19 protein-coding genes are annotated in these 20,844 nt (G+C 66.4%); 11 read left to right on the top strand and 8 right to left on the bottom strand.

Going from position 1 to position 20,844, the window contains the following annotated elements; translation table 11 throughout:
- Positions 1–188: 188 nt before the first annotated feature.
- A complete protein-coding gene (locus tag BerOc1_RS08420) occupies positions 189–950 on the top strand; it encodes a TrmH family RNA methyltransferase (protein ID WP_071545270.1) in 762 nt (253 codons plus the stop codon).
- 338 nt (positions 951–1,288) lie between these two features.
- Here BerOc1_RS08420 and BerOc1_RS08415 read toward each other — a convergent pair whose 3' ends face one another.
- The 3 genes from BerOc1_RS08415 to BerOc1_RS08405 are packed head-to-tail and all read right to left on the bottom strand — an operon-like array spanning position 1,289 to position 5,105.
- Complete coding sequence (locus BerOc1_RS08415) at positions 1,289–2,851, bottom strand: c-type cytochrome (RefSeq protein WP_071545269.1); 1,563 nt, start codon at positions 2,849–2,851, stop codon at positions 1,289–1,291.
- On the bottom strand, positions 2,851–4,206 hold the full coding sequence (locus BerOc1_RS08410) for a cytochrome ubiquinol oxidase subunit I (protein ID WP_071545268.1): 1,356 nt from the start codon (positions 4,204–4,206) through the stop codon (positions 2,851–2,853). Before BerOc1_RS08410 ends, BerOc1_RS08415 begins: the two co-directional genes overlap by 1 nt.
- Positions 4,203–5,105, bottom strand: coding sequence for a c-type cytochrome (locus BerOc1_RS08405; protein ID WP_071545267.1), 903 nt, complete (start codon positions 5,103–5,105; stop codon positions 4,203–4,205). Before BerOc1_RS08405 ends, BerOc1_RS08410 begins: the two co-directional genes overlap by 4 nt.
- A gap of 255 nt (positions 5,106–5,360) precedes the next feature.
- Between BerOc1_RS08405 and BerOc1_RS08400 the strand changes: the two genes are divergently transcribed.
- From BerOc1_RS08400 to BerOc1_RS19080, 4 genes are all read left to right on the top strand, one after another.
- Positions 5,361–6,785: a DNA integrity scanning protein DisA nucleotide-binding domain protein gene (locus tag BerOc1_RS08400; RefSeq protein ID WP_071545266.1), complete on the top strand. Its 1,425-nt coding sequence runs from the start codon at positions 5,361–5,363 to the stop codon at positions 6,783–6,785.
- Positions 6,786–6,794: 9 nt separating this feature from the next.
- Positions 6,795–7,019 (top strand): competence protein ComEC, encoded by a 225-nt coding sequence (locus tag BerOc1_RS08395; RefSeq protein WP_071547058.1) that lies wholly within the window; start codon positions 6,795–6,797, stop codon positions 7,017–7,019.
- Between the two features lie 178 nt (positions 7,020–7,197).
- Positions 7,198–9,753, top strand: a complete 2,556-nt coding sequence (locus BerOc1_RS08390; RefSeq protein WP_084641272.1) for a methyl-accepting chemotaxis protein — start codon at positions 7,198–7,200, stop codon at positions 9,751–9,753.
- A gap of 212 nt (positions 9,754–9,965) precedes the next feature.
- Entirely contained in the window at positions 9,966–10,130 is a 165-nt protein-coding gene (locus BerOc1_RS19080; protein ID WP_165610801.1) for a hypothetical protein, read from the top strand.
- Here the strand turns inward: BerOc1_RS19080 and BerOc1_RS08385 are convergent.
- The 5 genes from BerOc1_RS08385 to BerOc1_RS08365 all read right to left on the bottom strand — a co-directional run bounded on the left by BerOc1_RS08385 (position 10,118) and on the right by BerOc1_RS08365 (position 14,545).
- The gene (locus BerOc1_RS08385; protein WP_129586507.1) at positions 10,118–11,227 is read right to left on the bottom strand and encodes an ABC transporter substrate-binding protein; all 1,110 of its coding nucleotides are present in this window, start codon (positions 11,225–11,227) and stop codon (positions 10,118–10,120) included. The two genes, BerOc1_RS19080 and BerOc1_RS08385, sit on opposite strands and share 13 nt — an antisense overlap.
- 45 nt (positions 11,228–11,272) lie before the next feature.
- A complete protein-coding gene (locus tag BerOc1_RS08380) occupies positions 11,273–12,319 on the bottom strand; it encodes a GGDEF domain-containing protein (RefSeq protein WP_071545263.1) in 1,047 nt (348 codons plus the stop codon).
- A 616-nt stretch (positions 12,320–12,935) separates the two neighbouring features.
- Positions 12,936–13,202, bottom strand: coding sequence for a hypothetical protein (locus BerOc1_RS08375; RefSeq protein WP_071545262.1), 267 nt, complete (start codon positions 13,200–13,202; stop codon positions 12,936–12,938).
- A gap of 93 nt (positions 13,203–13,295) precedes the next feature.
- Positions 13,296–13,712 (bottom strand): DUF2784 domain-containing protein, encoded by a 417-nt coding sequence (locus BerOc1_RS08370; RefSeq protein WP_207503301.1) that lies wholly within the window; start codon positions 13,710–13,712, stop codon positions 13,296–13,298.
- Positions 13,709–14,545 carry an alpha/beta hydrolase gene (locus BerOc1_RS08365; RefSeq protein WP_071545260.1) on the bottom strand — a complete coding sequence of 279 codons (837 nt, stop codon included), beginning with the start codon at positions 14,543–14,545 and terminating at the stop codon, positions 13,709–13,711. The genes BerOc1_RS08370 and BerOc1_RS08365 overlap by 4 nt, the downstream gene beginning before the upstream one ends.
- Positions 14,546–14,617: 72 nt before the next feature.
- On the opposite strand from BerOc1_RS08365, the gene mobA reads away from it, so the two are divergent.
- The 6 genes from mobA to BerOc1_RS08335 all read left to right on the top strand — a co-directional run bounded on the left by mobA (position 14,618) and on the right by BerOc1_RS08335 (position 20,842).
- Positions 14,618–15,223: a molybdenum cofactor guanylyltransferase gene (mobA, locus tag BerOc1_RS08360; RefSeq protein ID WP_071547057.1), complete on the top strand. Its 606-nt coding sequence runs from the start codon at positions 14,618–14,620 to the stop codon at positions 15,221–15,223.
- A gap of 470 nt (positions 15,224–15,693) precedes the next feature.
- Positions 15,694–16,407 carry a DUF6125 family protein gene (locus BerOc1_RS08355; protein WP_071545259.1) on the top strand — a complete coding sequence of 238 codons (714 nt, stop codon included), beginning with the start codon at positions 15,694–15,696 and terminating at the stop codon, positions 16,405–16,407.
- Between the two features lie 122 nt (positions 16,408–16,529).
- Positions 16,530–17,348, top strand: a complete 819-nt coding sequence (gene mutM / locus BerOc1_RS08350; RefSeq protein WP_071545258.1) for a bifunctional DNA-formamidopyrimidine glycosylase/DNA-(apurinic or apyrimidinic site) lyase — start codon at positions 16,530–16,532, stop codon at positions 17,346–17,348.
- 273 nt (positions 17,349–17,621) lie between these two features.
- Positions 17,622–19,166: a murein biosynthesis integral membrane protein MurJ gene (gene murJ / locus BerOc1_RS08345; protein ID WP_071545257.1), complete on the top strand. Its 1,545-nt coding sequence runs from the start codon at positions 17,622–17,624 to the stop codon at positions 19,164–19,166.
- Positions 19,163–19,936, top strand: a complete 774-nt coding sequence (locus BerOc1_RS08340; protein WP_071545256.1) for a tRNA1(Val) (adenine(37)-N6)-methyltransferase — start codon at positions 19,163–19,165, stop codon at positions 19,934–19,936. Before murJ ends, BerOc1_RS08340 begins: the two co-directional genes overlap by 4 nt.
- A complete protein-coding gene (locus tag BerOc1_RS08335; protein WP_071545255.1) occupies positions 19,937–20,842 on the top strand; it encodes a C-GCAxxG-C-C family (seleno)protein in 906 nt (301 codons plus the stop codon).
- The last annotated feature ends 2 nt before the right edge of the window (positions 20,843–20,844 follow it).

Here is a 20,844-nt window from a genome sequence, read left to right as displayed (position 1 = left end):
CGGCACACCATTATCAGATAAGTCCGGCTTTGAAAAGTCTAGAAAAAATCATGAGCGCCGGTAGCGAGAGACTACCAGCTAGCCCACCTTGCCATGGATTGCAATAGGAGCGATAAACGCCTACTAGACCGCCTTGTCGAACGCAACCATGTGCAGCAATTTGCTGTCTTTACCATAAGGATTCGAGAATGCAAGATCATGGCCCGGACAAAAAAGATTCTAAAATCTACATAGTTGGCAACAAACCGGTCAAGGAACTCCTGCTGGATTCCCCGCAGAAGGTGGATTTCGTGGCCTTCCGCAAGGGGCGTCGCGACCAGGCCATGGAGGAGATTCTCGAGCTGTGCCGCACCGGCAACGTGCCCTACAAGTCCGTGACCGCCAAGGATTTGGACTACATGTACCGAGGCAATCACCAGGGCGTGGCCGCCCGTTGCGCGGCCCTGGACTACACCCCGCTCGAACAGCTCCTCGAACACGCCCCGGAAGCCCCCCTGCCGCTCATCGTCGCCCTGGACCAGGTCCAGGACACCGGCAACGTGGGCGTGCTCGCGCGCACCGTTCACGCCCTGGGCGGCGCGGGTCTCATCGTCTGCCAGCACCACGGCGCCTATCTCGGGGCCGGGGCCGTGCGTTCCTCGGCCGGCGCATTGAACAAGCTCCCGGTGGCCAAGGTCGGCAACCTGGCCAATGCCATGAAGGACTGCGTCAACTATGACTTCACCCTCTACTGCGCCCGCATGACCCCGGACTCAGACAACGTCTACACCGCCGACCTCAAAACCCCGGCGGTGCTCCTGCTCGGCAACGAGGAAAAAGGCGTCCGCCCGGGCGTCGCGAAGTTCGCCCACCACAGCCTGCACATCCCCTTCCTGCGCGAATTCGACTCCCTCAACGTGGCCCAGGCCGGAGCCATCATCGTTTCGGAATTCGCCAGACGGCTGGGATAACGCGAGAGTTTCGTAAAAGAATGCCTCCGGCGGCCCCTTCGGGTGGAGCCCTCGCCGGGGGGCGTCTCCGACGGGCAGGGCGCTGCCCTGGCCCCCCATGTTCGCTTCGCTCAGAGGCGTGCGGCGGCGAAAGGCCGCGACGGGGCGCCTTCCGCCATCCCGCTTCGCACCTTCGCCGTAGGCGACCCAAAAAGTTTGGGAAGGGGGTCCAGGGGGGAACCCTTTTCAAAGGGTTCCCCCTGGCGGGGTCTGGGGCAGCGCCCCAGCCGCCGGAGGCATAACGACAAAGCCCCCGGCCCTCAGGCCGGGGGCTTTGTCGTTATTGTGTCTTTCGCCCGTTATCGCCGCAGGTTGGACGAGATGGCGACCAGGTCGCGGCGGGTTTCCTCGGGCAGATCGCGGTAGGGTTGCATGACGGTGCCGGGGTAGCCTTCGGTGATGATCTGGAGGGATCGTTCCGGTTGCAGGGAGAACCGGCTGAGGTCCGGGGGCGCGGGCCGCAGGGTGAGGCCGAACGGGGAAGGTTGTCCGGTCGCGCCGTGGCAGGTGGCGCAGGTGTTTTTCCAGAGGTCGCGGGCCTGTTGGCCGACCTCGCGCCTGGGCACGGTGGTCGGGCCGAACAGGGTGAAGGAAGCGTCCAGCTGGTCGAGCAGTGCGTCGATTTTGTCTTTGTCGAAGACCGTGAAGTAGGGCATGCCCGAGCCGGGCCATCCGGCAAGGAGGACCTGGCGCACGTAGTCGCGGTCCGCGCGCACGGCGGCGATGTCTTCGGCGCGCACGAGCAGCCGCCTGGCGGCCGGACCGTCGCCCAGGCCGCCCGCGCCGTGGCAGGGTTGGCAGCTCTTCTCGTACAGGGTCGGGCCGTTGTCGTAGACCGTGGCCAGCTTGACCCGGAAGGCGTCCAGGGCCGGTTGCTGGAACCGGGCGAGGTCCGCGGATTCCCGGGCCAGGGCGGTGCGGGCCTGTCGGTGCAGGGGCATGAGGGTGGAATCCTGCAGGAACTGGCGGGCGGCGAGCATGGACACGAAGATGACCGGCAGGAGCAGGAGCAGTGCGCGGCCGCCCTGGATGGTCCCGTCGCTCAGGGTCATGACCGGCGCCGGGCGCAGGGTCCAGGCCACGGCCATGGCCGCGGCGGACCCGAGGGTCACGGCGCTCAGCACGGGCCAGTTGAAGACGTCGGCCACGGTGAACAGCAGGGGCACGCCCACGGCCACCTGGAAGAGGACGGAGCCGAACAGCCAGGCGCGCAGCCGGGCGCGTTTTTCGCTGTCCTGACCGGCGGTGAAGAACAGGTGGAAGGCCGCGCCGAAGACGATGGCCGCGCCGAGCACGTGCAGGTAGCGGAAGAGCCAGTGCGGCCGGTAGACGGAACCGGGGGCCAGCGCCTTGGCCGCGAACCCGGACCACTCGCCGGGCCGTTCCATGAGCGACAGGGCCCCGGTGAAGATGGCCGGGACCGTGAGCAGCGCGCCCAGGCCGAGGGCCCCGCTGACAAACGCCAGCCACGGCCGGGAGAGCATCTTGTGCTCGAACAGCTCGATGGCCAGGAAGGCGAGGATGAGCAGGGGGATGACGGAGAGCCAGGTGAAGGCCTGCAGCCCCGTGGCCGTGAAGAAGCCCAGGGAGTAGATGACCTGGATGATCAGCAGCGGGCCCACGCCCAGGACCACGGCCAGGCTCTTGAGGCCCAGGTGGGACTTGACCACGCGCTGATTCCAGCCCATTTCCACCCGGCTGCCGGAGCAGCAATCGTTTAGGAAGTAGATGAAGCCGAGCATGGCCGTGCCGAGCATGAGCAGGACGAAGAGCAGGTGCAGGCCAAACGTCACGAAGAGCAGGATGCGCAGCCAGATTTCGGGCAGCGGCAGGGCGAGGAAGAGGTCTTGCCAGGGCGCCATCACTTGACCTCCCCTTGGAGTTGCGGCCGGGGCAGGGTGTCCTTGTTGGCCAGTGAATAGAGGTAGGCGGACATGATCAGCCGTTCCTGTTCGGACCCGTTGAACGGGGTCATGAACGGGACCATGCTCTCGGTGATGGAGGTCAGGGCGTTGACGCTCTCCAGGGTCCGTCCTTGCAGCCGCACGGTGATGTCGTTGATCCCGCCGATGGTGTGGCAGACCCCGCAGTTGGCGTCGAACAGGGCGCGGCCCAGTTGGGCCTCCGGCGCGTTGTCCGTGGCGGCGTTGACCCAGTTCATGGACGGCGCCAGCGGGCGGCCCTGCGCCATGGCGGCCTGCTGGCGGACCATGCGCGTCTGGTTGGCGTACATGTAGCCGGGCAGGAGGTAGGGGCCGCGCACGAACTCGCGGACCCGCTCGAACTCGGCGACCATGCCCACGGCCAGGAGCAGGGCGGGCAGGAACAGGAGCATGGAGGTCCTGCGCCGTTTGAGCAGTCCGGCCACGGCGGCCAGGGCCAGGCAGGCCACGGCCACGGTGTTGAGCGCGGGCAGCAGGTTCGGCACCTGGGACCAGGCCGAGGTGGCCACCGAGAACTTCCAGTGGGTCAGGTAGGTCATGGGGATGCGCGAGAAGTAGATCCAGGCGAACAGGGCCGTGGAGCCCATGGCCGCGAGCATGACCAGGCCGGTCAGGCGGAGGACCCGGCCGCGCTCATGGGCCGCGCCCTTGAACCGCCATGCGGTCCAGCCGAGGACGAGCAGCGCGCCCAGGACGATGCCCGCCGAGATGCGCAGCATGAACTGGGGCACGAAGGTCGGGTTGAAGTAGGCCTGGGAAAAGGTTCCGCCCTGGGGCCAACCGTCCGGGGTGAGCATGAACCCGAGGATGCCGGAGATGAGCACGGCGGAGCTCAGGGCCACGGCCACGTAGGCCCAGCCGAGCGCCATGAGCAGGCGCGGGCGGCGTTGGGCCAGGCGGTCCCAGAGGAAGTAGTAGATGAGCAGAAGGACGACCTCGGTGGTGAAGGCCCACCATTCGATGAACCATGGCCAGAAGAAGAGGTGGATGAGCGAGCCGATGCCTTCGGGCGCGAGGATGCCGGTGATGAACCAGATGCCCACGCCGGTCACCGCGCCCACCGAGGTGGTCACGATGACCACCGGTTTGAGCAGGGTGCGCGCGGTCTCCTCCCAGAAGCCGCCTCGGCCCGTTGCCCCGAGGTTCTGGAATATGACGATGAGGATGGTCATGCCGATGGCCACCCCGTGGCTGATGAGCACGTGGAGCACGGCGTTCAGGGCGATGGTCATGCCGTCGCCCAGGGCCGGGACGTGGATCAGGGGGAAGATCATTGCCTGGCCTCCCCGGGGAGCGGGATGACCCGCTCGATCTTGTTCGGATGGGTGGCCGTGAACTTGGGCCGGGGCTGTTCATGGGCGTAGGCGGCCACGTCCAGGGCCTGCTCCTGGGTCAGGCTCGGGTCGGTCTTGGGCATGAATCGCCAGACAAAGACCGAGAAGGTCCGGATGCGGTGCATCCCGGCCCCGTCGTTGTAGGCCCCGTCGCCCCACAGGGGCGGGGCGATGGGCGTGCCGAGCCCGTCCTCGCCGTGGCAGCGCGCGCAGACGTCCTTGAAGACCGTCTTGCCCGCGACGGCGTCGGGCTTGTGCTCGTTGTCCAGGTGGTGGGCCAGGACCGCCCACGGCGGGGTGGAGTAGATGGGGATGCCCTTGGATATCCATTGGTAATAGACCAGCAGGGACTGCATGATCTGGCTGTCCGGGGCCGGGGCCTTGCCGTCCATGCTGCGCTCGAAGCACCCCTGGGTGCGCAGGGCCAGGTCGGCCGTGTACTCGCGGCGGCCGCGATAGAGCGGGTACTTGGCGGCCACGCCGACCAGGGAGATGGTGTCTTTGCTGCGCCCGCCGTCGAAGTGGCAGTTGGTGCAGGCCATGTCGTTGCCCACGTATTCGGGGGCGTACTTCTTGGTCTCGGTCATGATTTTGTAGCCGAGCATGACCATGGGCCGGATCTTTTCGGGAGCGTCCTCCAGGGCCGGAGGGTTGAAGACAGGCCCGAGGGGCGAAAGGGCGCGGGGCGCGGCGGCCGTGTCCGTTCCGGTCCCGATCGCGGCCGGGGCGGCCGTCCTGGGCATGGGCGCGGACCACTGAAAGAAGAACGCCAGCCATGCGCCGAATATCAGCAACAGTACCAAAAGGGTCAGTGAAAAAAAGAGTTTTGCCTGGTTCATGGGTTCTCCGTTTGAGAGGCGGGCAGGGTCGTGACGGGCTCCAACACCGGCGGTCCGAGGGAACGCCGACCCCATTCTATGCGATAACTATTGAAATGTTCAACCATCAATGCCGGATATTGCCGAAACGCGTTTTTGGCCGCGCGCCGCGTTTCGGCCCCCTTTCCGGGCCAACCTCCTCTGGACATTTTTGAGACTCCTGGTCTAGGGATGGACCAAGGTCGTGACGGCAATTCGACAGTGGGAGCCGGAAGCATGTCGCAAGCATCGTTCGAGAACATCTGCGTATTTCATATCCTGGACGGTCTTCGGGAAGGACTGTCCCATTTCTCGCCGCCCAGCCGCGTGGCCGTGGTCTACGCCGTGGGCCGAGGCGAGCCGCCGCGCATCTGCGATCCCCAGGGACTGCTCGAGGGGCACGAGCCCAAGCTTCAGGATTATTTCCTCTATTCGAGCCGCTGGCGGAGTGGGGACGAGGAGATCGACGGGCTGCGCATCCTCAGCCAGGAGGAGACCGACCTGGACCTGGCCGGCCTGATCACCCTGGCCGCGCGGTCCAATCCCGTGCGCTACCAGATGTGGTTCACCGAGGAGCACCCGGACATGTGCTCGCTGGGCCCCACCCGGAGCTGGTTGGAATACGCGGCCGAGCTTTTTTCCCAGCATTTCGCCATCGGCAGCGTCATGGGGCTGGATACCGCCGGGTTCATGCTCCAGCACTGCGCGGTCCACGCCATCCGCGACTTCATCGTGGACGAGCGCTCCCGCCAGGTGGGGCTGGACACCCAGATCCGGGTCTACCCCTTCCTGGACGCGATTCTGGGCGTGTCGGCCACCAAGGAGGAGGGCGCGTCGCCCCGGGGCCGCATCGTGGTGGTGGAGCCCAACCAGCTGGACCAAGTCCGTTTCGTCTGCCGTTTTCCGGAACACGAGCAACCCCAGACCGCGAATTTCAAGCACGTGCGCAAGCTGTTGCAGGCCGTGGAGGACTCGGGCCGGGTCCTGGTCTCCAACGGCACCTCGGTGCTCGGCATCGCCATCGGGCCCATGCCCGGCGCGTACCTGGCCGCCCAATTCTCGGGCTCCTACGGGTTCCTGTGGATCCGCGACCAGCTGGTCTGCAGCTTTTCCGACGGGCGGTTCCGCTCCTCCAACCTGCGGGCCAACCTGGTCCAGCTGGAGGAGCAACTGCTGGAGACGGACATGAGCATGGAGACGCAGAACACCCTGTTCAAGATCGCCTCGACCATGGTCAACCGGGTGCGCGACCGCAAGCATGGCTGCACCCTGGTGGTGGACATGGCCCGCGAGCCCATGACCATGTCCGGCCAGCACCTGGAGGAGCCCCTGGACCTGACCCGGTCCAGCCAGCTCAAGCTGGCCTGTTCCCTGGCCAAGCTGGACGGGGCCGTGCACATCGGCCGGGACCTCAAGCTGCACGGCTTCGCCTGTCTCATGGACGGACGCAGCGTGCCCGGCGAGAACCGGGCGCGCGGGGCCCGTTTCAACTCGGCCCTGCGCTTCACGGCCGAGCACGAGGATCTGGTGGTCGTGGTCGTGTCCGCCGACCGGCCCGTGTCAATCATCAAGGACGGGGTGGAGCTGACCGCGCTCTGCCACTTCCAGCACGTCTGCGGCCTGCGGCGTCCGCCGCTGCTGGCCGAGTGGGTCATGAGCTAGGTTTTGGCCGTGCGCGCCGACTGGATGTCCGATCCCCTGTTCTGGGTCCTGGCCCTGCCCGCCCTGGCCATGTCCGGCCTGCTTTTCCAGATGGTCCTTTCCCTGTTCAGCTGCTGCGCGACCTTCCGGTTCCGGGGCCGTGCCGTGCGGCTCAGGTGGTGGATGATCCCGGCCGCATCGACCCTGTGCGGGCTGTTGTGGCTTTTGGCCGTGCTCTGCGCCGTGTTCGCCTGACTTCTTTCATCTCCTGATAATCATTACGGTTGTCGACGTAACAGAAATTCCTTCCAGATGTAACCTGAGTGTTACGCTCCTGTAACAAATCGGGTCGCCAAAACCGTGGCCGCGGGTAGTCTTCCCCCTTCAATCGTACGCATCCAAGCGGCCCGGCGGTGCCGCGGGAGGGGGGATAATGCGACTCAGTGTGAAGATGATTCTGTTCTGCCTGCTGGTGGGGATCGTGCCCTTGGCGGGCATGGCCGGCTACAGCCTGCACAACGCCTCGGTGAGCCTGAAGGAGCAGTCCTTCAGCAAGCTGGTCTCGCTCCAGGAGGCCAAATCCCACGAGCTGGACGGGCTGACCGAGCTGTGGAACCGGGACATCACCATGTATTCCGAGGCCAAGTACGTGTACAGCGGCCTGGTCCGGCTGCGGGACATCATCTTCTACGCGGCCCAGCCCGGAAAGCCCATGGACCTGACCGACGAGGACTATGTCCACGCCCTGAAGCGGGTGGACCCGGACTTCGCCCCGTGGGTCAGGGTGCGGGGCTACGCCGACGCCCTGATCCTCGACGACACCGGGCGCATCGTCTATTCCGTGGCCCGGGGCAAGGAGCTGGGCCAGGACATCGCCAAGGGGCCGCTGGCCAAGAGCCAGCTCCTGGACGCCTGGAAGCGGGCCCTCAAGGGCGAGACCGTGTTCGTGGACTTTTCCCCGTACGGACCGCTGAACGGCCAGCCCTGCGCCTTCATCGCCGCGCCCGTCCGGCGCTACGGCGAGGGTATCGAGGGTGTGGCCATGCTGCGCATCCCCATCGATTCCGTGAACAAGGTCATGCACACCCGCGCGGGCCTGGGCAAGACCGGCGAGGCCTACCTGGTGGGCCCGGACGGGCTGATGCGCTCGGACCTGTACTCCGATCCGGACGGGCACAGCGTGGTCGCCTCCTTTGCCGACCCCCAAGCCGGGACCATGCGCTCCGAGCCCGCGAGCCGCGCCCTGGAGGGCCAAAGCGGGCGGATGGACAGCGTGGACTACCGGGGCCGCACGGTCCTGGCCGCCTATTCGCCGGTCAAGGTGGGCGATACCGCCTGGGGACTGGTGGCCAAGATCGATTCGTCCGAGGCTTTGGACCCGGTGCGCAAGCTCAAGGAGGCGGCCATGGTCGTGGGCGGCGGGTCCGTGGCGGGCATCGTCCTGATTACTCTCTTTTTCCTGCGCCTGGTCCTGCTCAAGCCGCTCAAGGAGCTGCGCGTCTATGCGGGCCGGGTGGCCGAGGGCGACCTGGCGGCCAAGCCGCGCGGCCGGTTCAAGGGCGAGCTCGGCGAGGTCACCGAGGCCATCGAGCGCATGGTTCGCAACCTGGGCGAGAAGATGGAGGAGGCCGGGGAAGCCTCGCGTTTGGCCCAGACCCGGGCCGCCGAGGCCGAGGCCGCGGCGGTCCGGGCCGAGGGCGAGCGGAGGGCGCGAACCGACGCGGCCCGCGCCCAGCGCGAGGGCATGCTCCAGGCCGCCGGGATGCTCGAGACAGTGGTTTCGGGCATGCGCGAGGCGTCGGCCACGGTCAACCAGGAATCCGACCGGATCATGGAGGGGGCCAACAGCCTGAGCTCCCGGGTGGAGACCACGGCGGCTTCCATGGAGGAACTGGCCGGGTCCATCCGCGCGGTGGCCGAGAACGCCGAAACCGCTTCCGAGGACGCGGCCAACGCCCGGCAGCGCGCCCAGGAGGGGTCCGAAGTGGTCCGGCGCACGGTGGAGTCTATCGGCGACGTGCACGCCATCACCGAAAATCTCAGGGCGCAGGTGGCCAGCCTCGGGGCCAAGGCCGATTCCATCGGCAAGGTCATGAACGTCATTTCCGACATCGCGGACCAGACCAACCTGCTGGCCCTGAACGCGGCCATCGAGGCGGCCCGGGCGGGCGACGCCGGGCGCGGCTTCGCCGTGGTGGCCGACGAGGTCCGCAAGCTGGCCGAGAAGACCATGGACGCCACCCGCGAGGTGGGCGGGTCCATCGCGGCCATCCAGGCCGACGTGCGCGAAAACATCAAAGGCATGGACCGGGCCGCGGACCAGGTGGACGTGGCCAACCGGCTGGCCGGGGAATCGGGCCAGGCCCTGAACGAGATCATGGAGTTTTTCGAAACCGTCACCCGCCAGGTGGAGGCCATCGCCGCGGCCAGCACCCAGCAGTCCAGCTCGGGCGAGGAGATCAACCGGGCCGTGAGCGAAGTGGACGCGGTGTCCACCCAGACCGCCGAGGCCGTGTCCCAGACCGGCGGGGCCATCGGCGAGCTGACCGGCCAGATCGAGACCCTGTCCAAACTCTACGGGCTGTTCATGCTGCTGGGCCAGGGCGTGGTCCAGAAGCAGGTGGAATCCCTGGCCAAGGCCCCGGTGCTGATCAACGGAAACGCGGTCAGGCAGCTTGATCTGCTCAAGCGCGTGGTCCTGGACAACCCCAGCCTGGAGATGGCCTGGGTCATCGATCCGCGTGGCGTGCAGGTCACGGAGTTCGCCGTGGCCCATGGCAAGGCGGACTCTTCCCGGGGCGGTCCGGGCACCAGCTGGGCCGACCGCGACTGGTTCCGCGAGCCGCTGCGCACGGGCGAGAGTTTCATCTCGAATATCTATTATTCCGAATCGATAGACGACTACTGCCTGACCGTGGCCACCCCGGTGAAGGACGGCAAGGGGAACATCCTGTCCGTGCTGGCCGTGGACGTCCGCCACGCGGGCTAGCCGACACGGACCCGTCGTTCGATCGCCACGACCCGGTCAAGAACCGCTCCCGCCCAAGGGCTAGTCTCCCTCTGAACCCCGGCACCGCAGGCGCAAAACGGGGTGCAGGGGTGCGAGCCCCTGCCCGCCGGAGGCGAAATCACCCGATAAAGCCGCAACGCGGCCTTCATCCTCTGATTTTCCTCTCCACGCAGCAAAAGAGGAGAGCGGATATGATCTGGTTCCAGCACAAGACCTATACGCGTGAGTTCTTTTCGGCCGGTCTGGGCGACCTGCGTCGGCTGGCCCGGGCGACCAAGCGGGGCATGACCGTGGTGGCGGGCGCGGCGCTGCTGGCCATGGCGGCGGTCCAGGCGTCGGTCATCTACGCCTTGTAGCGGCCGCGCAGGAACGCGGCCAGGGCGGCTGTCGCGGCCAGCCCCAGAGCCCAGGCCAACCCCGTGACCGGCAGGATCGGGCGCTCCTCCACCTTGCCGGCGGGCGGGTTGACCAGTTCGGCCTTGTCCGGCGCCTTGAGCCCGTAGCGGGCCAGGGCCGTTCCGTCGAAGCGCAGCACCGGCCGGGTGGGCCGGGCCAGCATCTCGCTTACCTTTTCGCCGTCGAGGGCCTTGAGGACCACGCGGGCCGCGTCCGCGCCCATGTCCTTGGCCGGGATCATCCAGCCTCCCACCGCTCCGGACCCGAAGACCGCGTCGCCCGCCAGGAAGACGGGCGACGCCGCGCGGTCCCGGATCAGGGCGGCCAGGGTTTCGTCGGGGACCGGGGTGCCCTCCCGGTCCTCGGAGAAGCGCAGGAACAGGACCGCGCCCGTGGAGGGCACGCTGGCCAGGGTGTCGCCCAGGGCGTGGAGATCGAGCCCCTGGTCGTCGCCCGCCTCGAAGCCCGGAAACATGATCTGCGCCCGGTGCAGATAGGGGCGCATGGCCTGGTCGACCCGGTCCATGAGCCGGGCCGAGCCGGGCGTGCGGTCGGCGATGGCCACCACCAGCCGGGTATCGGGCCGCATGGCGAAGATGAGGTCGATGTTTTCGCGCACGGGCACGGTCATGGACAGGCCGGTGCAGTTGCCGGATCGGCTTAAGATCTCGGAGGCGGGCCGGTCCATGGCGCAGAAGATCAGCGGCGCGCCCGGGAACAGGTCGGCGTACTTACGGGCAAAGGCGAAGGCCACGGGCCCCTCGGCGACCACGGCCTCGGGCGCGTCCCCGGCCAGGGCCCCGGACAGCCGCCGGTAGACGGCGTCATAGGCGTCCTCGTCCGAGCCGTCGGCCTTGAGAAAGGCCTGGCGCACCGAGGCCGCGCTGCCCAGCCCCTCGATGAGGCCGGATGTGAGCCGCTGGTTCCAGGGGGTGGGACCGGTACCGGAATGGAGCAGGAGCACCTCGGCGGCCAGGGCCGGTACGCAAGGTGCCAGCACCCAGGCCAGGATGAGCATGGGGAGCAATCGGAACCATGTAACATTTCTTTCCGACAAAGGATTCTCCATCGTCAGTTATCGGAAGCTGTCGAGGTGAGGCCGCTATTTCGGGGCCGTGCAGACCCGGTTGCGGCCCGTGTTCTTGGCCTGGTACAGGGCGGCGTCAGCGGCCCCGATCAGTTCCCCGGGGGTCCAGCCCACCTTCAGGCGGGCCACGCCCACGGACACGGTGAAGTTGATGGGCGTGTTTTCCAGATGGCCGTTGGTCCGGACGCGGAAGTCGTAGTTCTCCACGTCGGCCCGCAGGGCTTCGGCCTTGACGGCCGTCTGGCTCAGGTCCATGTCCTGCACCGCCAGGATCAGTTCCTCACCGCCGTAGCGGGCCGCGAAACCGGCGTACTGGACGGCGTGGGTGGTGACGATCCCGGCCAGGGCGCGGAGCACGTCGTCGCCCGCCTGGTGACCGTAGGTGTCGTTGACCTTCTTGAAGTGGTCCACGTCGATCATCATCAGGGAAAGGGAGGTGCCCGAGCGGGCGAACTCCTCCACCGCGCCCTTGAGATAGGTCTCCATGGAGCGGCGGTTGTGCAGTTCGGTCAGCAGGGGATCGAAATCGGCTGTCATGCGGAAGTGCTCGGCCTTGGCGTTGAGGACGCGCGCCTCCTCGCGGAACTCCTCGATGAGTTCCTGGAACATGCCGCGCACCCGGGACAGGATGTGGGATTTCTGGCTGCCCTCCCGGATGGCCTCGGCGGTCTCCTCCTGGAAGGTGCTCAGGCGGTTGTCCTGGCGCTCGTTGGCCCCGTGCATGCTGGAGATCATCTCGTTCATCTCGCTGATGAGCAGCCCGGCCGTGCGCTTCTCCTGGGTCAGGGCCTCCTCCATCTCCAGGGCCCCGATGGTTTGCATCAGGTAGCCGTCGAGCAGGCCGAAGACCGTGGCCAGCCGCTCCTCGGAAAAGTCGTTTTCCATGAGTTGCTCGAAGACCTCGAACTGGATCTCGGATTTTTTGTCGTCGGAATAGATGGACAGCCGTGGGAGCAGGTTTCGGACGAACAGGATGACGGCCATCCACTCCCCTTCATGGGGATTGTCGGTGGCGTGCAGGCTTCGGTAAAAACGGTCGATCTCGTTGGCTGTTTTGGACATGGTCGAGGTTTCCCGGTGTGATGGACTCTGGAAAGACCCGGCCGCCGGCCAGGTGAAAACGCCGCCTTTCCGGTTTGATAGCATCGGTCGCCAGTATGGTTCAAGAAGAAAGGGAAATGATGAAACGCAAAAAAAGTGCGCCTTGCCGGGTTACCCGGCGGGCATCAGGGCCTGACATTTCTAAATATGCACTTTATGACGGCCTGGTGCGTGTTTCTTTTGGCGCACGGTGCTCTTTCTGTGAGCGGGGCGACTCCATTCGCCACATGTAGCATAGAAGAAATCGGTGTCTATTTCCTCCCATCCTCCGTCTGAGTGCTTCACTATCCTCTTTCCGAGGTCCCTTGCCGTTGAATAAAATATACGCCCGCCGGAAAACGGGCGCAAGGGCGCGCGCCGCACAAACCGTCGGATCAGGCGCAACCTTCGGTCAGGCCTGGAGATAAAAATGCATTTTTGTCGGAAGGGAATCCGAGTCACCGGGCAGGGACAGAGAAAATGATGAAGGTCCAATTATGACAATATATTGTGGCCGCGAACAAAAGGCAAGCACAAAGACGGGCAGGCCCGTTTTTCAGGCCTGCCCGCGCTGATTTCGCAGGGGGGAGCCCAGGGACTAGTCGTCCTCGAACGGGTCGCTGATCAGGTCCAGGACCTTGGCATGGTCGAGGCGGTGGGCGTCCGATCCATGGGCGGCCAGATCCAGGCCGAGCTCGCCCAGGCTCTTTTCGGCCTCGGTAGCTTCGCGGTGCCCCAGGTTGCGGGTCACGGCGGCCATGGCCTCGTCCAGGCCCTCGGTGGCCCGGGCCTTGAGTTGCTCTATGCGTTCGCGGGCGGCGCCGGTGACGTCGGTCCGGGTGGAAACTGGTTGGATAGCGGGCATATTCGTCTCCTTCTTGTTGGCTGCCCAAACAAAAAGCAAGACCCGTGCTTCAACAGAAAATAACTTTTATTCCAGGTAGTTGAGTTTTCGCTTTCAACGTGGATCGGCAGGTTTTGCCGCCCTGCGGACCGGGATCAGGAACAGGGTCAGGACGATGAGCGCGAAAAACAGGCCGTAGGCGATCCCGAACCAGGCCGGGGCGAGGTCCGGGAAGAGCACGCGGCCCACCCAGTATCCCACGAGCGAGACCGGTTCATCTTTGCCTTCTCCCGCCAAGCGGCGCAGGGCCGCTTCCCACACGGTCAGGGGACAGAGCCTCCCGGCCGCGGTCTCGGCCAGGACAAAGCCCATCAGCCCGGCATGGGCCAAGCGGAACCACGGGTTGCGCACGAACCGCCAACCGGCCGCCGCCCCGATCCAGATGACCGGCAATCCCAGGGCGAGAAAGCCGGCGATGACGAAATGGACGACCAGGATCACGTCGGCCCACAGGGCCGGAGTCCCCATCATCCGCACCGTCCCGGCAGTCCGCGCAGGAATCGGCGCAGTCCCTCGGTATAGCCCGAGGTGGACATGAATCCGCAGTTGTGGTCCCCGGACAGGGCCCAGAACAATTTTGGTCCCGCATAGCCCGCATACAGGGCCCGGCCCATGGCATAGGGCACCAGGTCGTCCTCCGGGCTGTGCAGGAACAGGGCGGGCACCCGCACCGCGTCCAGGGCGCGGACGCTGTCATACCGGTGGCGCACCAGCCAGCGGACCGGCAGCCACGGATAGCGTGCCGCCCCCATGTCCGTCATCGAGGTGAACGTGGATTCCATGATCAGTCCGCCCGGTTCCGTGCCCGCCTCGCCCAGATCCGCCGCCAGCCGCGCGGCCACGCCGCCGCCCAGGCTGCGCCCGAACAGGATCACCCGCCCGGGCTCGAACCCCTTGTCGCGCACCAGCCAGTCCCAGGCCGCCCGCGCGTCATGGCGCGTGGCCTTCTCCGACGGCCGTCCCCCGCTTCGCCCGTAGCCCGAATAGTCGAAGGACAGCACCGACAGGCCGAGATCGTGAAAAATCCTGTACGTCTCCATCAGGTGGGAGATGTTGCCGCCGTTGCCGTGGCAGAGCAGCAGGACCCGGTTCGCCCCCTCGCACGGCAGCCACCAGCCGTGGATGCGCGTGCCCGGCCCGGTGGACAGCCAGACGTCCTTAAACGACAGCCCGGCCTGGTCCGGGGTGGCGATCAGCTCCCTCCTCGGGCAATAGACCAGCCCGCGCTGGGTCAGGAACACCCAGGCCGCCACGGCCGCGTACGCAACGCCCGCGCCGCCCGCTATCTTCAACGCCGTCCACATGGCCGGACCATACACGCGGCCGCCCGATTTTGCACCCTTTCCATTTGCCCGGCCTTGTTCTATTTTGCCCCCATGGACATCGCAGGCATCATTCTGGCCGGGGGGCTTGGCACCCGCATGGGCCACGTCAAGAAGGCGTTCCTGACCATCAACGGCCAGACCATTCTCGACCGCCTGCTCAACGTCTACCGCCCCCTGTTCCCGGAGATTCTGATCGCCGCGCGCGACAAAAACGATTACCAAACGTATGACTACCCGGTCGCCGAAGACCGTTTTGCGGCCCGTTCGTCTCTGACCGGCATCCACGCGGGCTTAAGCGCCATGCGCGCCTCCCACGGATTCATGGCCGCTTGCGACGGTCCGTTCCTCCAGCCCGGCCTGGTCCGGGCGCTCCTCGAACAGGCCACCCCGGAGTATGACGTCGTCGTCCCCATCAAGGAAGACGGCTACGTCGAACCCCTCTGCGCCATCTACTCCAAACGGTGCATCCCCCCTATCGAGGCCCAGCTGAAGCAGGAAAATTTCCGCATCATCGGTTTTTTCGACCGTGTTCGCGTCAAAGAGGTCCCGGTCGCCCTGCTTGAACCCGGCGACCCCCACCAGGTTTCCTTCTTCAATGTCAATTCCCCGGACGACCTCCGCCAGGCCGAACGGCTGGCCGCCGAACTCGGCATCTAGGCCAGAGGAGGAATGCCTCCGGCGGCCGGGGCGCTGCCCCAGACCCCGCCAGGGAACCCTTTGAAAAAGGTTCTCTGGACCCTCCCAAACTTTTTGTGTCGCACGCGGCGAAGGTGCGGGCGCGGAGAAGGGGTAGCTCGTTCAGGAGGTCTTGCGGCGTTTTATTACTGAGGGCAAACCGTATTCCTTGAAATGTTGCGCCTTTTCAAAAACCAAATCGCCAACCGGCACGGCGGAAGGCGTCCCTTGCCGACTCTCCCGCTGCCGCAGGCCCCTGAGCGAAGCGAATATGGGGGTGCAGGGGGCCTTGCTCCCTGCCGGGGCCGCGTCGGGCCTTAGGCCGAGCTTGCTCGGCCTAAGAGCCGTCGACTGCAGCGATAGGGCAGCGCTCTGGTCTTCGAAGGGACTGCCGGAGGCCTTGCCCCGACTCCCGCTTCCCGTGTAATGCTGAGCGAAACCGGGAGGCAGTCGTGAGCGAGACGAACGCGGACAAGGTGGGTGAATTGGCCGGGGTGATCCGGCAGTTGGCGGCGCATTACGGGTTGTGGCTGGCCGAGAGCGTGCACCAGCTCGGGCTGGACGCGGCGCTCGATGCCGAGGGCGAGGCCGGGGACCGTCTGGAATCGATTCTGCGGGGCAAGCTGGAGCGGGCGCTGGGCAGGGAGCCGGGCGGGCTGCTGGCCGGTGTGGCCCCGGAGGTCCTGGACGATGCGGCCCAGGCGTTGCGTACCGGCTGGCTGGCCGCGGACGGAGTCTGGTTCCAGGCTGTGGAGCGCATGGCGGGCATGGACGCGGCCAAGCGGGTCAACGACACCTGTTGGGCCCGGTTCGCGCCTTTGGAGGCCCGGCGGGCGAAGAGCCTGCTCAAGCTGCCGGAGAATGGGGGCATCCCGGCGCTCAAGGCCGGGTTGGCCGCGCGCATGTACGGACGCCTCAACGAGTGGGAATTTGTCGAGGAGACCGAAAATTCCATTGTTTTCCGCATGACCGACTGCCGGGTGCAGACCGCCAGAAAACGGCGCGGCCTGGCGGATTATCCGTGCAAATCCGGCGGCACCACCGAATACACCGGCTTCGCGCGCGAGATCGATCCCAGGCTGCGCTGCGAGTGCGTGGGCTGCCCCCCGGACCCGCACCCCGAGGAATGGGCCTGCGCCTGGCGCTTCACGCTGGTTGAAGGGTAGGCCGGGTAGGCCGGGTAGGCCTGAATCGCCATCGGTGGAGGCAATCCCCCCTTTGAAACTTCCGATGACCGGAGCGGGAGAGCCGCTTTTCAGCCGCACGGATTTCGGGTACTCACCAAACCATGCCTGAACTGCCTGAAGTGGAAGTGATAGCGCGCGGATTGGACGCGTCGGTGACGGGCCGGACCATCGAGTCGGTGGAGGTGCCGGGCCTGACGCGGCTGAGCGAGCCTGCGGAGACCCTGGTGCCCAAGGTGCTGGGCCGGGCGATCGCGCGCGTCCGGCGGCGGGCCAAGGTGCTGCTCATGGACCTGGACAACGGCTCGACCCTGGCCTTTCACCTGAAGATGACCGGACGCGTGGTGCACGGGCCAAACCGCAAGGCCGGGAAGCACGACCGCATCCTGTTTCATCTGGACGACGGTTCGTTGTTGTTCTTTGCGGACATGCGCAAGTTCGGCTACGTGCGCTGTTTTGCGGCGGGCGAGCTGGATTGCTGGGACTTTCTGCGCAAGGTCGGGCCCGAGCCGCTGGAGACCGCGCCCGAGGTGCTGGCCGAGCGGGTCACCGGGCGCAATTGCGCCATCAAGGCGCTGCTGCTGAACCAGTCGGTGGTGGCGGGCGTGGGCAACATCTACGCGGACGAGTCGCTGTTTCGGGCCGGGATCAACCCCGAGACCCGGGGCAGCCGGGTGGGCCGCGACCGGGCGGTGAAGCTGTTTACCGAGCTGCAGGCCGTGCTCGAACAGGCCATCGCCGAGAACGGCAGCTCCATCTCGGACTACGTGAACGCGCACGGCGACGCCGGGGCGTTTCAGAACAGCTTCAACGTGTACGGGCGCAAAGGTGAAGCGTGCAAACAATGCGGCGGGCCCCTGCGCGCCGTGACCGTGGCGGGCAGGACCTCCACCTTCTGCCCCAAATGCCAGCGGAAGCGATGAATTTTGAACCGCAACGGTCTGCGAAAGATAGTTGCGGTTGCAGCGGCGCGGCTGGGCTTGAGCCCACATCGCCCGGACAGTGGGCCTGCCGGGCTTGGCCCCGGGCCCGGACCCGAGCGGGAGCGGCCGTTCACCGACTGAGGGGACTCAACGATACATGCGGATGAAACAAGCAGTCATTCCAGGCGTAAAGATCATTCTCTAAAAAATCTCTAGAATTTATCCCGTGCAGAAAATGGAACAACGGCGAAACGAATCCGGACGGTTGACCCAGTGAGCGATCACGGCAGACGCATAGCCCGAAACGCGGCGGTGGTGGCCGGGGCCACCCTGGTCTCGCGCCTCTTGGGGTTCGTTAGAGACATCATCGTGGCCTTTGCCCTGGGCGCGGGATTGTTCGCGGACGCCTTTTTCGTGGCCTTCCGCATCCCGAATCTGCTCAGGCGGCTGTTCGGCGAGGGCTCGCTGACCATGGCCTTCATCCCCATCTACTCCCGGCTCATGGAGGAGGAAGGGGAGGAGGCGGCCCAGGCCATGGCCCGGTCGGCCGCAATCTGGCTGGCCGTGGTGCTCATCGGCATCATCCTTGCCGTGGAGCTGCTGGCCCGCCCGCTGACCATGGCCATAGCGCCGGGGTTTCTGGACAACCTCGAGCAGTTCGCGGTCACCGTGGACCTGGTGCGCATCTGCTTCCCCTACGTGGTGCTCATCTGCGGGGTGGCCCTGTGCATGGGCATCCTCAACTCGCGCAACCATTTTCTGGCCCCGGCCCTGGCCCCGGTGGCCCTGAACGTCTCGCTCATCGGCGCGGCCCTGTTCGGCTATTTCATGGGCTACAACGTGGCCTACTGCATGGCCTACGGCGTGCTCGTGGGCGGGGCGGCCCAATGGCTGCTGCAACAGCCGTTTCTGGCGCGCACCGGGTTTTCCTGGCGCGGGCCGTGGTCCTGGCGCAACCCGGGCGTGGCCCGCATGGGCATGCTCATGCTGCCCACGGTCTTCGGCGCGGCCGTGTACCAGCTGAACATCCTGCTCGGCACCCTGCTGGCCTCGTTTCTGCCGGTGGGATCCGTGTCCTATCTCTATTACGCGGACCGGCTGGTCCAGTTCCCGCTGGGCGTGTTCGGCATCGCCATCAGCACGGCGGCCCTGCCGTCCCTGTCCCGGCTGGCGGCCAGGGGCGAAATGGCGGAATACGACGAGGCGTTGTCCGCGTCGCTCGGCCTGACCCTGTTCATCAGCCTGCCCGCCGCGGCCGGGCTCATCGGGCTGGCCGGGCCGGTCATCGGCCTGCTCTTCGAGCGCGGGGCGTTCACGCCCGAGGCGGTCACGGCCACGGCCAACGCCTTGGTGGCCTACTCCGCGGGCCTGCCGTTCATCGCCCTGTCGCGCCCCCTGGTGGCCGGGTTCTACGCCCTGGAGGACACCCGCACCCCGGTCAAGATCGCGGTACTCTGCCTGGCGGCCAACATCGGCCTGGGCGTGCTGCTCATGCAGTTCCTGGCCCACGTGGGGCTGGCTCTGGCCGTGAGCGCGTCCTCCCTGCTCAATTTCGGGCTGTTGTACGTACTGTTGCGGCGCAGGCGAGGCGCGTCCCTCCTGCCCGCGGGGGCGGCCCTGCGCATCCTCCTGCTGTCCGTGCTCATCGGCGGGGGCGCATTCCTCAGCGCGGGCTGGCGGCCGTGGTGGGTGCTGCTCATCCCGGTCTGGGTCGTGGTCTACATGTTCCTGTCCCTGGCCATGGGGCTGAAGGAGGCCCGACTGTTCGCGGACATGTTCCGCTCCCGGGTGCGGCGCAAGCTGGCGGGGCGCAAATGAGCGGCGTGAACACCCGGGCGATCCTCGACCGGCGCGCCTATTTCCCGCGCGGCCTGGTCCAGCCCGAGGGCGGCTACCGCTTCTCCCTGGACTCCCTGCTCCTGGCCTCCTTCGCCAACGTGACGCGGGGGCAGACAGGCCTGGACCTGGGCTGCGGCTGCGGGGTGATCGGGCTGGCCCTGCTCCTTCGTCAGCCTGGGCTCCGTCTCACTGGAGTCGAGCTGAACCCGCAGTCCGTGGAGGCCGCGAAGGAAAATGCGGCCAATCTGCATCTTACCGATAAGTTGACGATAGAACAAGGCGACGTGGTCGATTGGCGGTCCGATGGGGTGGTGGATTTCGTGGTCGCCAACCCGCCCTACCGCAAGCTCGGTCAGGGCCGGGAGAGCGCGGAAGAGGATCGTCGGAACGCCCGTTTCGAGGGGGCCGGAACCTTTGCGGCATTCGCGCGGTGCGCGGCCGTGGCCCTCAAGACGCGGGGCCGGTTCGCCTTCGTGCATCTGCCCGAGCGGCTGCCCGAGATCATGGCTGGCCTGGCCGATGCCGGGCTGGCCTCCAAGCGTCTGCGCATGGTCCACGGCAAGGCCGACCAGGAGGCCCGCATGGTCCTGGTGGAGACAGTCCAGGCGGCCAGCCCCGGGCTGCGCGTGGAGCCGCCGCTGATCTTGCACGAGGGGACGGGAAAGGGCACCCGGTTGACCGGGCAGGCCCTGGATTTTTGTCCGTTTCTGGCCTGCAACCCCAAAGATGACGAGGAAGAGGATACATAGATGGCGAACGATTTCGTGAAGGACCGACTGTTGGAGCTGTTCGGGGACAACAAGTTCCTGTGCGCCGAGTCCGTGGTCCAGGTCATAGCCGAGGCGGGCGGTCGCGAGAGCCGGGACGTGGTCCGCGCGGCCACCGGGTTTTGCAGCGGCATGTCGCGGACCCGCGGCCAGTGCGGGGCCGTGTCCGGCGCGGTCATGGGCATCGGCCTGTACGCCGGACGGGGCGAGGCCGGGGAGGACCATGAGGCGTGCTACGCCCTGGTCCAGGAACTGTTGGACCGTTTTGACGATCGGTTCGGGTCCATCAATTGTTTCGAACTGATCCAGTGTGATTTCACCGACACGGACGACAAGGCGCGCTATCGCCGCGACAACCTGCGCCGCGACTGCTACCGCATGGCCGTGTTCGCGGCCGAGACCGCCCTTTCCATTCTCCGGGAACACGGCTACCTTCCGGATGAGGCCGACTGGATCAAGTCCAGGCTCGCCCCGTGCGGCCTGCTCTGCGGCCAGTGCGCGGCCTTCGCGGACGGGCCCATCCATCGTGCGAGCCGGGAGCTGCGCGACCAGCTCGGACCGAACTTTGCGGCCTACGCCGAGCGGTTCGAGGCCATGAACCCGGTTTTCGCTGGCTACCCGGCCTTTGCCGAGCTGCTCGGCTTCCTGGCCAAGGGGTCCTGTACCGGGTGCCGGGAGCAGGGCTGCCTGTTTCAGGCCTGCAAGGTGCCGGGCTGCGCCGGGACCCACGGCGTGGACTACTGTTTCGAGTGCGAAAAGTTCCCCTGCGACGAACACGGCATGCCGGGCCGCCTGGGCGACGTCTGGCGGGCCAACAACGAGAAGATGCGCGGGTGCGGGGCCGCGAAATGGTATCGGAAACTCAAGGATAAGCCAAGATATCCATAAGA

This window comes from Pseudodesulfovibrio hydrargyri (genome assembly GCF_001874525.1).
GTDB classification, from domain to species: domain Bacteria; phylum Desulfobacterota; class Desulfovibrionia; order Desulfovibrionales; family Desulfovibrionaceae; genus Pseudodesulfovibrio; species Pseudodesulfovibrio hydrargyri.
The sequence above is the reverse complement of the archived record's forward strand: the minus strand, read 5'-3'. Positions and strand labels throughout refer to the sequence as shown.